The organism is Chitinophaga rhizophila, from assembly GCF_019492185.1.
GTDB lineage: Bacteria > Bacteroidota > Bacteroidia > Chitinophagales > Chitinophagaceae > Chitinophaga > Chitinophaga rhizophila.
In genome coordinates this window covers 1,301,764-1,314,521 of the sequence record NZ_JAICCF010000002.1, presented here as the reverse complement: position 1 = coordinate 1,314,521, position 12,758 = coordinate 1,301,764, and the positions used below count along the sequence as shown (strand labels likewise).

At 45.0% G+C, this 12,758-nt stretch carries 10 protein-coding genes; 3 read left to right on the top strand and 7 right to left on the bottom strand.

Annotated features, from left to right (window positions below):
* Positions 1-19 precede the first annotated feature (19 nt).
* A complete protein-coding gene (locus tag K1Y79_RS14265; RefSeq protein WP_220250774.1) occupies positions 20-976 on the top strand; it encodes an alpha/beta hydrolase in 957 nt (318 codons plus the stop codon).
* A gap of 20 nt (positions 977-996) precedes the next feature.
* Here K1Y79_RS14265 and K1Y79_RS14260 read toward each other — a convergent pair whose 3' ends face one another.
* The 5 genes from K1Y79_RS14260 to K1Y79_RS14240 all read right to left on the bottom strand — a co-directional run bounded on the left by K1Y79_RS14260 (position 997) and on the right by K1Y79_RS14240 (position 6,339).
* On the bottom strand, positions 997-1,734 hold the full coding sequence (locus tag K1Y79_RS14260) for a hypothetical protein (RefSeq protein ID WP_220250773.1): 738 nt from the start codon (positions 1,732-1,734) through the stop codon (positions 997-999).
* Positions 1,735-1,816: 82 nt separating this feature from the next.
* Positions 1,817-2,263: a 50S ribosomal protein L9 gene (rplI, locus tag K1Y79_RS14255; RefSeq protein ID WP_012794559.1), complete on the bottom strand. Its 447-nt coding sequence runs from the start codon at positions 2,261-2,263 to the stop codon at positions 1,817-1,819.
* A 61-nt stretch (positions 2,264-2,324) separates the two neighbouring features.
* Positions 2,325-2,591, bottom strand: a complete 267-nt coding sequence (rpsR, locus tag K1Y79_RS14250) for a 30S ribosomal protein S18 (RefSeq protein WP_220250772.1) — start codon at positions 2,589-2,591, stop codon at positions 2,325-2,327.
* A 4-nt stretch (positions 2,592-2,595) separates the two neighbouring features.
* Entirely contained in the window at positions 2,596-2,946 is a 351-nt protein-coding gene (rpsF, locus tag K1Y79_RS14245; RefSeq protein ID WP_236059603.1) for a 30S ribosomal protein S6, read from the bottom strand.
* Positions 2,947-3,075: 129 nt separating this feature from the next.
* A complete protein-coding gene (locus tag K1Y79_RS14240) occupies positions 3,076-6,339 on the bottom strand; it encodes an Ig-like domain-containing protein (protein ID WP_220250771.1) in 3,264 nt (1,087 codons plus the stop codon).
* 339 nt (positions 6,340-6,678) lie between these two features.
* Here K1Y79_RS14240 and htpG point away from each other — a divergent pair, with 339 nt between their 5' ends.
* Together htpG and K1Y79_RS14230 are read left to right on the top strand one after the other, a co-directional pair.
* The gene (gene htpG / locus K1Y79_RS14235; protein ID WP_220250769.1) at positions 6,679-8,514 is read left to right on the top strand and encodes a molecular chaperone HtpG; all 1,836 of its coding nucleotides are present in this window, start codon (positions 6,679-6,681) and stop codon (positions 8,512-8,514) included.
* Between the two features lie 103 nt (positions 8,515-8,617).
* Positions 8,618-9,415 (top strand): carboxylesterase family protein, encoded by a 798-nt coding sequence (locus K1Y79_RS14230; RefSeq protein ID WP_220250768.1) that lies wholly within the window; start codon positions 8,618-8,620, stop codon positions 9,413-9,415.
* Positions 9,416-9,715: 300 nt separating this feature from the next.
* On the opposite strand, the gene recJ is transcribed toward K1Y79_RS14230, so the two are convergent.
* A complete protein-coding gene (gene recJ / locus K1Y79_RS14225) occupies positions 9,716-11,422 on the bottom strand; it encodes a single-stranded-DNA-specific exonuclease RecJ (RefSeq protein ID WP_220250767.1) in 1,707 nt (568 codons plus the stop codon).
* Between the two features lie 67 nt (positions 11,423-11,489).
* Entirely contained in the window at positions 11,490-12,455 is a 966-nt protein-coding gene (locus tag K1Y79_RS14220; protein WP_220250766.1) for a polyprenyl synthetase family protein, read from the bottom strand.
* Positions 12,456-12,758: the final 303 nt, after the last annotated feature.

Sequence of the window (12,758 nt, the reverse complement as noted above, 5' to 3'; positions counted from 1 at the left end):
ATCATAATCCCGGAAGTATATGCCCGTTTCACCTGCTACTACACGTTGTCTGCACTGTCTCGTGTGGCTTTTATTCTGCTTCTTTTTCTTAGGGATGGCATCTGCCTGTACCAAAGCCGGCTACACTGGCAGGAACGCCACCCATGATAGTACCACCAGTATCCCCATGCCCGACACCACAGGGCACCTTCCCGGCGATCCCCCCCAACCTTTACCTGCAATGGAATTACTGAATGAGCACTACGGAGATGATCCGCAGCAGGTGATGGATATTTACCTGCCTGCCGGACGGTCTGCTGCCACTACCCGTATGATGGTATTTATTCATGGTGGGGGATGGATGGGCAGTGATAAAAGAGACTTTACGCCGCATATAGATAACATGAAAAACCGGGATGCCAAGTATGCTTATGTCAATTTGAACTACCGCCTGGTACAGGGTAGCAAACATACATTTCCGGCCGCTGAAGAAGATATTAACAGGGCAATGGAATTTCTATGGAGAAAAGCCGACTCCTTTCATATCTCACGTGCTGCAGGCCTGATAGGTAACAGTGCAGGTGCTCATCTGGCTGCCCTGCAGGCTTGTAAACATAATAGTGATGGATATATAAAAGCGGCTGTCTGCCTGCTGGGCGTATATGATATGAAGCGCTTTTATGAGGATGGAAGTGCCGGTGTACCCCAGCTCTCAATAGCAGTACTGGGTGGTACGCCAGACCAGCTGCCGGCATTATATCGGTCTTCCAGCCCGCTGTTCTATGTAGCTGGAAATACACCGCCTGTCATGCTGATTCACGGTACAGAAGATACCCTCGCACGTTATTCACAGGCGGTTGCGATGGACAGCGCCCTGAAGAAACATGGCGTTATTCACGAGTTATATACCTTCAAAGGCGGCCATGTCATATCAGCTGATAAGATCAATGATGCCGCAGAGAAGATGTTTAAGTTTATAGCAAAGTATACGAAGTAAAGGAGCTGCTGTTATGCAGGTTATCGCATTAACAGTTTAACCGGCCTGATAACCTCGCTGGAGTTCTTGTCCAGTGTAATGTACTCAGCTTCTATCGTATTGTTATTCAGCCATTTCATCTGACCAGGACCCCATTTGTCAAATGTCACATCTCCTACAGCAGTTAGTTTATTGTTGCTATAAGAAAACAGCTGCAGGCCATTGTTATTGAAATTGGCAAACAGGTCTACAGAGCCGCATACAATGTATTTCCGGTCCGGAGATACGACAGGTGTGCCCCAAACATGGGTCATAGTACCATCTACAGCATTGACCAGTACACAGTCATTTGACTCATAGTAATTTCCCATCACCAGGTATTGCTGAATCTCAGGTACGTAGCGGGAGTAAAAGTAAAGGGCATAGTCCTCGCCATTATCTACGCGGTTATTCACAAGCCTTGCTTGCTGTCCGTTCGTAAGCGAGAATATCAGGGTATCTCCGTTGCGGCGTACGCGGTTACGGTCAACTGCAATCTCCTGAGCGTCTGTAGTATCATTTTCAGGCGCTTCCTGTTTCTTAAAAGAGGATGCAGCCAGCGGTAGTATGGTAAACTGTTTATTGCCTACGCTGAAGGTATCTGTATTGGCAGACACTTTACCTGTAGTCGCAGGTTCTTCTATATGCGCAGTATCCTGGGTAGTATCGCTTATGGCGGTTGCATCATTGCAGGCAATGAGTATGCCTGCTACGAATAATAGAGATATGTACGTTTTCATAGATATTACAAATATAGTAACATCAAAAAAAAATCCCGCCTCATTTTGACATGAGACGGGACTTTTTGAAGAATATATAGTCTTATTCAGCTACAACTTCAAATTCCAGTTCAGCTTCGTTGCCTTTACCGAAATCCAGTTTCGCTTTGTAAGTGCCTAATTCTTTAACATCATCCAGGATGTGGATGCGGCGACGATCGATTTCGTAACCTTTCTGCTCTTTAATAGCACGTGCAATCTGCACACCAGTTACGCTACCGAAAATCTTACCGGAAGTACCGGTTTTAGCGCCAATTTTAACGGGACCTGCCTTCAGCACTTCCACCACTTTGGCGATTTCAGCCAACATTTTCTCTTCTTTCACTTTCTGCACTTTCAGGCGCTCCTGGAGTTGCTTCAGGTTGGAAGGGCTAGCTTCTACCGCAAATTTCTGCGGGATCAGAAAGTTCCTGGCATAACCGTTTTTCACGGTAGCCAGCTCATTTTTCTGGCCCAGGTTATCTACGTCTTGTATTAAGATTACTTGCATTGTTAATTAGTTTTAAGGACCTTTAATTACCCGGCTCACACCGGAAACCTAGGTGGTTTGTTTATTTTAAAAGGTCAGTAACGTAAGGTAACAAAGCCATTTGACGGGCTTTCTTAATCGCCTGCGCTACTTTACGCTGGAATTTCAGAGAGTTACCGGTAATACGACGAGGTAACATTTTACCTTGATCGTTCAGGAATTTCTTCAGGAACTCAGCGTCTTTGTAATCCACATACCGAATGCCTAACTTCTTGAAACGGCAATATTTCTTTGCACGCTTCTCAGTCTTTACGGCCGTTAAATACTTGATTTCTTGTTTTACTGCCATAATTTTAAGCTTCTACGGTTTTAGAATCAGCGTTTACGCCATTTCTCTTACGGTTGTTGTACTGAACAGCATATTTGTCCAATGCTGTCATCATGTGACGCAGTACATTTTCATCACGGTTCAGCTGAATTTTCAGCTTCTCATTGAGGTCGGATGGCGCGCTATATTCCAGAACCAGGTACATGCCCGTGGTTTTCTTCTGGATAGGGTACGCCAGTGATCTTAATCCCCAGGGATTTTCGTGCGTTACTTCTCCGCCATTATCTTTAATCAGATCGGCGAATTTTTTCTGAGCAGCTTTGTAGTCTTCCTCAGACAGCACAGGGGTAAAGATCACCATCAATTCGTAGTTCATAATTTCCCTGTTTTAAATTGTTTGAAAAAATTAGGAGTGCAAAGATACTTAAATTGCTGACAACAGCAAATAAAAAGGCCGCTCCTTATAGAATAGAGCGGCCGGGGTCTAACGGCTTTTTCAAAAAGATCAGTGGCTAACGACTATCTTACTCACCTGGGTACCCTCCCTGCTCTGTACACGAAGAATATATATACCGCTGGTTAAATTACTGATATCCAATGATCTGAGGTTTCTTCCCCTGTCCAGGATCAGCTGCTTCTGATACCTGATATGACCCTGCATATCAACAAGTTGCATCACTGCAGGCCCGCCTTTCTCCATATCCAGCCATATTTGTAACTGACGACCGAATATACACCAGAACAGCTTCTGCAAAAGATCCCTCACTGTTACAATAACCCGCTGATTCTCACTGTAACTTACACTGCCATCCAGACTAGTGATCTTCAATCTGTAGTAAGACACTCCCAACCATGGACGGGTATCATGGGCCTCATAACTTACCGGCTGCGAAGTAGTGCCCCGCGCAACCACCGTATCTACGGATTCAAATTGTGATTGGTTTCTGGACCGCTGAATCACATAATTCCTGATATTCAGCTCATAAGGCGCGCTCCATGTCAGCTTCACATCTCCTGTATCAACCACTGCCTCAAATTCCAGCTCAGCAGGACGGGCCAGTATACGCAGATTATAATTAGTCTGCACCGGATAGTGATCTGTCGTAGTCGTACTGTAACTATTTACCAGCGACTCCACTTCTCTCCATATCCTTGCCGACCCCGGCAGATAACTCAGCGCCATCTCATCCGAGATCAGTACATTGTCTATCACCGTATTATATGAAACCGTCGATTTCTCTCCCCGCAAACTCAATGGCAGCGTAACCGGTTTATAATGCGCACTGTCGTTTATAAAATCAATATATGACGTGGTCGTGTCCGGCGCCAGCTCTGTAGTAATCGTCTTGTCAAATGCATCATTGAAATCGCCCAGCACAATCAGATTGGCCGTTGGATACTGCGCATCCAGCGAGTCTTTTAATTCCAACGCGCCGTTCCTGCGCCTGTTCCATGACTCAATCTTATCCGCCGCATTACCGGTATTCGCCTTCGCATGCAACAATACAAACCTGATCAGGGCGCTGTCATTATTCAGCTTAGCTTTCGCTTCCAGCAGGAAAGGGAACCTTCCTGATGACCAATGATAGTAGGCATTACTGCTACCACCCTGACGTAATACGCCATAAGACCGTATACTTCTGATGACAGACGTTTTATACAGGAACGCCAGCTTCTGAGCTGTTACGTAATCCACATCTTTAATACTGTCGGCATAAGAGCCAAAATCAGCAATTACATAACTATAGCCTGGCAACTGGTTCGCCACCGCTCTGAAACGGGCTGTATCCACCACCTCTGCCAGGGCATAAATATCCGCATCCATCCTCTTTAGCAAAGTAGCTACATTGGCCTGCTGCAGATCGTCATTCGCAGGGTTCTGTACCGGACTGCCAAACCATTCAATATTCCAGTTCACCACTTTCAATGAACGTAAGGAAGTGCCAGAAAGTCCGATGGACTGGAATGTCAGACTGTCGGCCGAGAAAGTGATCGCTCCGGAATAGCTCTGATCTGCACTGGCAGGCTGGAACTTCACCCATACGGTCTTCAAACCATTATTAAGCGCTGCCTGCTGATAGGTCAGTGTCTTGCCAAAAGAACCAGCGCTATCTGTAGCTATGGTGAAATTGCCGGATACATTCACTGTCAGCGCACCAGTAAAGTCATTGGCCTGGAACGTAAACGGCAGCGGTGCAGACATCTGTCCTGCCGGCACATAGTCAAAGTCTATACTGGTAGCAGAAAGATCCAGCGATGGCTGAGGGGCAGCCGTGCTATTGACAACAGAAACATCGTCAATCGTCCAGCGGGCAGCCCCTGCTGATGGAGAAGAAGTATACACAAAAGCCAGGTATACACCCGGTTGTTTAAAGGCTGCCAGGTTGATACTGTCAGACAGTATCCAGGAGTCAGACAACAATGCCGGGAAACGGCCATTTACAGCTGTCCAGGTGGCCGTATTCGGATTGCTGACGCCATCATAGTTGGTCGATACCCTGAGTTGAAGAGAAGGGCCTGAAAATGCCGTACGGCTATAGAAATTCAGCAAAGGATAGTCAAAGCCGGAGAAATCAAAAGCAGGCGAGATCAACCAGTCCTCATTGGCAATAGCTCCGCCACTGTAACCATTGATCTGTACACCATTGCTGCTTCTGCCAAACGTAGTGCAATCCCATTGTTGTGCGCCTGTAACGCTATATTGTCTGAAGCCGCCGGTAATATTACCTGCAGCGCAAACATTAAAGTCAAAGGTCAGTTGCTGGGAACCGGTAGTGAACGACCACGCGCTGGTGTCTGTAAGTCCGCCGTAGGCATTATCACTAAGATCCAGTACAGCGCCTGGTTCAATAGTAATATAATACTGCTGCTGCGGTTGCAGGCCTGTTCCGACAGTTACATTACGCCCATTGAAATAGACAATTGAGCTGTCAGCCGGAATAGCCAGCACATTACCAGTCGTGCGGTTGTGGATAACTATCCGTCCGGTACCCGCTTTGACAGATTCTGAGAAAGTCGCTACTGGCTGTGCTGCCGGAGCAACGTTAATTGACCGGTTTGCCGGTGAGAGGCTGTCAAGGGCAGGCGGAGTAACATCTGCGCTGCCACTGCCCACACTGATATTATCGACAGCAAAAGAAGGACGGGAGCCGCCTCCGCTAATCTGCCTGTTTACCCAACGTAATTGTACAAGGGGTTGATTATCACAATCCGCTGGCAGTACCAGCGTACGACGTGCAGAATCCAGCGGAGCTGTAACGCCCGAACCGGTCTGCTGTGTGGTTCCGTTCTGATATGCTATGCCGGTGATATCGGTAAAATTGCCGGTAGCACCCACGCGATATTGTAAGGTTACTTCATTGATACGCGTATTAGATGCGCCATCATATGGATTACGCAGCGTCATGACATCGTACTGTACCGCAACGTTGGTTTGTCCGCTGGTGCTGACTGCCAGTACCAGGCTGTTGTCTGCGCTGCCACTGTTCAGGAATCCCAGCTTTCCGCTGTAATTGTACACGCCGTTGGCTGTGCTGGATGCACTACCAGTGGCCAGGGCCTTGTCAGCGGCGGGTGGCAGTATATTAAAATTACCGGAAGGAGAACCGGTAAGTGTCCAGCCCTGCCATCCATCAGGATAGGTAGTCGATGTGGATAACAGGCTGGCAAAAGACTGCTGGTAAGGCAATGGTTGTGCTGCTGGCTGCGTCTGTGCATGCGCACCAGCAAAACAGGCCATAGCAAGGGCAATGAGTAGATTTCTTTTCATGCAAAATGAGGTTTAGAAAGAAAGGTGTCGGGTAAAACATTTGGTTCTCAACAATCACCGGGGTCTGGAAACTTAAATCTACAACATTTGTGTTATAATCTGACGGCGGTGAATATGATTTATTTGTTAAGCCGGAGGACGAGTCTGCCATTTTGTTAGTCAGTATGAAGAGGAGGAACAAGCTTCGAACAAGCGACGAAGAAGCGACGAATAAGCGACGAAGAAGCACACTGCAGAAAACAGTCAGGTGACACATATCTTGGCCTTCATTTCCGGACAGTTTGTCAGCCGGAGGCCCGCTGGCATATCCTTTGTCCCGGATTCAAAAAAATTTAACCCATGCAGAAAGGAGCAATACGTGTTCAGACAGAGAACATTTTCCCTATTATCAAGAAGTTTCTCTATTCAGACCATGAGATCTTCATCCGCGAGCTGGTGAGCAACGCGGTGGATGCTACACAGAAACTGAAGACACTGGCCAGTGTTGGAGAGTTCAAAGGTGAGCTGGGCACCCCGGAAATCACAGTGACATTAGATAAAGAAAAAAAGACACTGACTATCTCTGACATGGGTGTCGGCATGACCGCAGAAGAGGTGGATAAATATATTAACCAGGTGGCTTTTTCAGGTGCAGAAGAGTTCCTGAACAAGTACAAAGGTCAGACAGATGGCGCTAACATCATCGGTCATTTTGGTCTTGGTTTCTACTCGTCCTTCATGGTGAGCAGCAAGGTAGAAATCTTCTCTAAATCTCATAAGCCGGATACTGCCGCTGTACGCTGGGAGTGTGATGGCAGTCCTGAATATACGCTGGAAGAAACCAGCAAGCAAAGCCGTGGTACCGATATCGTACTGCATATTAACGAAGAGAGTGAAGAGTTCCTGGACGAACATCGTATCCAGACTATCCTCGAAAAGTTCTGTAAATTCCTGCCTGTACCGGTAAAATTTGCAGACAAGCAGTTGAATAATACAAATCCTGCCTGGACCAAGAAGCCGGCAGATCTGACTACAGAAGACTACCAGAACTTCTATAAAGAATTATATCCTTACGCAGAAGCACCGTTATTCTGGATCCACCTGAATGTGGATTATCCGTTTAACCTGACAGGTATACTGTATTTTCCCAAGATTGGTAAATCTTTTGAGGTACAGAAAGACAAGATCAGCCTGTATTCCAACCAGGTATTTGTAACAGATGAAGTAAAAGACATCGTACCTGAGTTCCTGATGTTACTGCATGGTGTGATCGATAGTCCGGACATTCCGCTGAACGTAAGCCGTAGCTACCTCCAGGGTGATCCGAATGTGAAAAAGATCAGCAGTTATATTACTAAGAAAGTGGCTGATAAACTGGATGAGATCTTCCGCAACGATCGTAAGAGCTTTGAAGAAAAGTGGGAGTCTATCGGATTGTTTGCTAAGTATGGTATGATGACAGATGATAAATTCTCTGAGAAGGCTAACAAGTTCCTGCTGCTGGAAGATATCACTGAACCAGGCAAGTTCTATACACTGGAAGAGTACAAGACAGAAGCCACTGCATTGCAGACTAATAAAGACAATAAACTGGTAGTGCTGTATGCAACAAATGCAGTACAACAGGATAGCTACATTCAGGCGGCTAAGAACAAAGGTTATAAGATCGTGAAGCTGGATAGTATTGTGGATGCAGCGTTCATCAACAATATGGAGCCAAGATGGGATAACATGATGTTCACACGTGTGGATGCTGATATTGCAGATAATCTGATTAATACAGACGATAAGTCAGAAAGCGTATTGACTACAGATCAGGAAACTAAACTGAAAGAACTGTTCGGACATATTCCGCAGCAGCATGTGAAAGTAGAACTCAAAGGATTGAGTGCAGATTCACAACCAGTGATCGTAACCCGTCCTGAATTTATGCGTCGTATGAAAGATATGGCAGCTGTAGGTGGCGCAGGTATGAGCTGGTATGCTAACATGCCTGATGAGATCAACATGACTATCAACGCTAACCACCCTATCTATCAGCAGATACTGGATGAAAGTGATAACGATAAACAGCAGAAACAGGTACGTAACCTGGCAGACCTGGCACTGTTATCGCAGAACCTGCTGACAGGTGCTGATCTGACTGCTTTCGTTAACAGAAGTGTAGAACTGATGAGTGCAGAAAAGAAAAATTAATCCTTTCTATAAGGAAACATTATAGTAGGTTTGCAATAATATTGTTAACCGGAATCCCGTCTCATGCCTATTGAGACGGGATTTTTTAATTTAAATCACGTATATGAAAAGATGGATAATTAAAAGATTCGCGTATCTGCTACTCATTGCACTAATGGGCAATGTAGCAGCCTGCTCCAAAAAGAACGAAGCAGCAGTACCCGGCACTATCGGAGGAACTGATACAGTTCCTAATGCCGGAGAAGAAGATGTGTTTGCCCCTCAGACTCCGGGCATAACAGTCAAAAAGGTAGATTTTCAGCAGGGGAATATTGATGAGTATTTCCTGTACATTCCGGACACTTACAATGAGAAAAAGACGTATAAGTGGCCGGTTGTTATTTTCCTGCACGGAGCTACAGAGATCGGAACCGACATAGAAGTCATCAGGAATCTTGGTTTAATGAAGGTGGTCAAAGGCAAGCAGTTTGTCATGGTAACTCCCCAATGTACTGCCTCCTGGTGGAATACGGAGACGCTGCAGCGGCTGTATAAGGAAGTAATGGAAAAATACCATGTTGACTCAACAAGAGTATACCTGACCGGACTGAGTATGGGCGGTTATGGTACCTGGTCCTGGGCACAGACGAACCCTGACCAGTTTGCAGCAATAGTACCTATCTGCGGAGTGGGTACACCGGCACAAGCGTGCGTATTGGATAAGATGCCGGTCTGGGCTTTTCATAATGCTGACGATCCGCAGGTAACAGTATCAGCTTCCAGAGACATGGTAAACGCCTTAAAGAAATGTGGAAGTAACCTGGTGAAGTATACGGAAAAGGCAACAGGCGGACATGACGCGTGGACGAATGCATATGCTGATCCTGCATTATATACATGGTTGCTTGATCAGAAACGATGATAATACCGTTGGATGGTAAACGATAAAAAGGCTGGATAATAAAAGATGACCGGCAATAGATTTCAGACTGTTTGAATACCCAGGCTACCATACTGCAAAAATGCCTTCCGGCGATAGATAATTAACCCTGCATTTGTTTAAAGGATCTGAGCGAAAAAATACCTGCTTGCAGCATTACTTACTCTCTGAAAAGGAACTGTTATACACCACACATTAAATACCCTTCCGCATCATATCATCTGTCTTCGCAGCGTGTATAATACCGGCATTAATATTCTTTATTATAGATAGGAGAATGGGTTATTGGTGCGCCCTGATATCTATTACTTTCAGTTGTAAATTCATCTTTCCGTTCCATTCATTTTCATCAATGGTAAATACCATGTCAAATGGGTTTTTACTGCTCACGATGTGGAATTTTTCGGACATGTAGAATCCTATGCCCGTTAGCGCATTAGGCGATTTTCCTTGTCTTACGGAGAACTTAATATGTTCATCTTTTACGAGGCGGGAGTAGCCGCTGTCAACGACGTTTCTTACCAGGAAAACGGGGCGTAGATTGTCTGGTCCCAGTGGCTCAAACTGACGAAGAATATTGAAGAAAGCCGGAGTAATATCTCTTAACTGAATTTCGGTATCGATCACTATTTCCGGAACCAATAGATCGGGGTTGATAGTAGTAGCTACTACTTCTTCAAATTTCTGTTGAAAGGCTACAACGTTTTCAGGTTTCAGCGTCATACCTGCTGCATAGAAATGGCCGCCATAGTTTTCTAAAAGGTCTTTACACTGGTGTACCGCTTCGTATACATTAAAGCCGGTAACAGAGCGTGCGGAGCCTGCTACTTTATCATTACTGAGCGTAAGGATAATAGTAGGGCGATAATAGTATTTATCGATCAGTCTTGAAGCAACGATACCTACAACTCCTTTATGCCAGTCAGGTTTATAGAGGACTGTGGATTTTCTGTCCTGGAGGGTAAGGTCATTCTGCAACAATTCAACTGCTTCTTTGGTGATGTTACCATCTATCTCTTTTCTGTCGAAGTTATCAGCGTGTAATACTTTCGCTATCTCCATAGCTTTATCCTTATCTGTTTCCACGAAGAGGTTCACTGCTTTTCTTGCATCGTCCATACGGCCGGCAGCGTTGACGCGTGGAGCGATAACAAACACGAGATTGGAGATAGTCAATTCTTCTTTTAGTCCGCTTAATTCGATTAGGGCCTGTATACCTGGCAGGGGAGAAGAGTTTACTTTCTTCAGGCCGTGAAAGGCCAGTACCCTGTTTTCGCCTGTCATCGGTACGATATCAGCAGCGATGCTGGTAGCTACGAGATCGAGATACCGGTGAGCGCTTTCTTCGGGCAGTCCTCGTTTTTGCGCGAAGGCGGAGATCAGTTTATATCCTATACCACAGCCGCTAAGTTCTTTATAAGGATAGGGGCAGTCGTATTGTTTAGGATTGAGTATAGCTACAGCAGGGGGGAGGATCGCATCAGGAAGGTGATGGTCGCATATAATGAAGTCGATCCCATGATTGGCAGCCCACTTAATCTGTTCTATGGCTTTGATGCCACAGTCAAGAGTGATGATGAGGGTAAATTCATTATCGCGGGCGTATTCGATACCCTGGGCAGATATACCATATCCTTCTTTATACCGGTGGGGGATATAAAATTCTATATTATCATAGAACGAGTGCAGAAAGTCGTAGACGGTAGCTACTGCGGTGGTGCCATCTACATCATAATCACCGAATACCAGTATTTTCTCACGACGGAAGAAGGCCTGTTCGATACGGGATACTGCTTTATCCATGTCTTTCATCAGCCATGGGTCGTGCAGGTCTGCCAGAGTAGGGCGGAAGAACAGGCGTGATTCTTCGTAGGTATGCATACCTCTTTGTACGAGTAGTCTGCACAGCAAGGGATGTATACGCAGAGATGACTGGAGCAATGCTTCCTGTTTAGGTTGATAAGATCGGACTGTCCAGCGTTTCTGCATCAATGCGTGAGTTAGTATATCTAAAGTGGTAATGTTTTCTGTTCTCGGAAGATAGGTTTTTTATTAGTTAAAAAGTACGATCGGTTGTATATCTAACTAATGTTTCCAGTCCGGCGCGGATGTCGTTGTCCGGGAAGCTATGGAGTATTGCAAGGGCTTCATCGCGGTACTGGAACATTTTTTCTCTTGTATATTCTATACCACCGGATTTTTTCACCAGGTCAATTACTTCTGTGACCTTGTCTTTATCGGTGTTATAGTTCTTTACTATATTAATTATATATCTACGTGTTTCGGGAGTAGCATGTTCGAGGGTGTAGATGAGGGGGAGGGTCATCTTTTTCTCCCGGATATCAATACCGGTAGGTTTACCTATTTTGTCGGTACCATAATCAAAGAGGTCGTCTTTGATCTGGAAGGCGATACCTACTTTTTCACCGAACAGGCGCATTTTTTCGGTTGTTTCATCGTCGTTGGTGGTGCTCCAGGCGCCGGCTGAGCAAGCGGAGGCGAGGAGGGAGGCTGTTTTACGACGGATGATCTCGAAGTAGATATCTTCTTTAATATTAAGTTTACGGGTTTTTTCTATTTGCAGCAGTTCTCCTTCGCTCATTTCCTTTACGGCCTCTGAGAGAATCTTCAGCGATCTAAATTCATTATTATCTACTGAAAGGAGTAGTCCTTTGGATAGGAGATAGTCTCCTACCAGCACGGCTATTTTGTTTTTCCACAAGGCATTGATGGAAAAGAAACCACGTCTTTCGTTGGCGTCATCGACTACATCGTCATGAACGAGGGTGGCAGTATGTAATAGTTCTACCAGCGCAGCAGCCCTGTAAGTGCTTTCCTGTATATTATTATTAAAGAGTTTAGCGGATAGAAGCACAAACATGGGTCTGATCTGTTTGCCTTTACGTTTAACGATGTAATGCATAATCCTGTCCAGCAATGGGACATGACTTTTTACAGCGTCAGAGAATTTGCTTTCAAAATCCTGTAATTCCTTACTGATCAGGTGTTTAATTTCGTCCATAGGTGCTTTAAAAAGATTGCTAAGCTATGCTTTAAAAGTCAAATTTTAACAAATTGGCCCCTAATTTGTATATATCGGTGTAACATAAGTTTAACATTATGTTGTTTTACTTATAACAAATATGCTTATTCGTTATATACCAGACTAAGTTAAGGTATAACATTTGTTTTGCCTAAGCGCTAGTAGTTAATAAGTTATCAATGAAAATAATATTGTAACAAAAATTTGAATATTCATCTGAGAATTTTACCTTTGCTGGGTAAAAAACGGGTTATTAGTAAATTTTTAACAGTTTTTAAATAG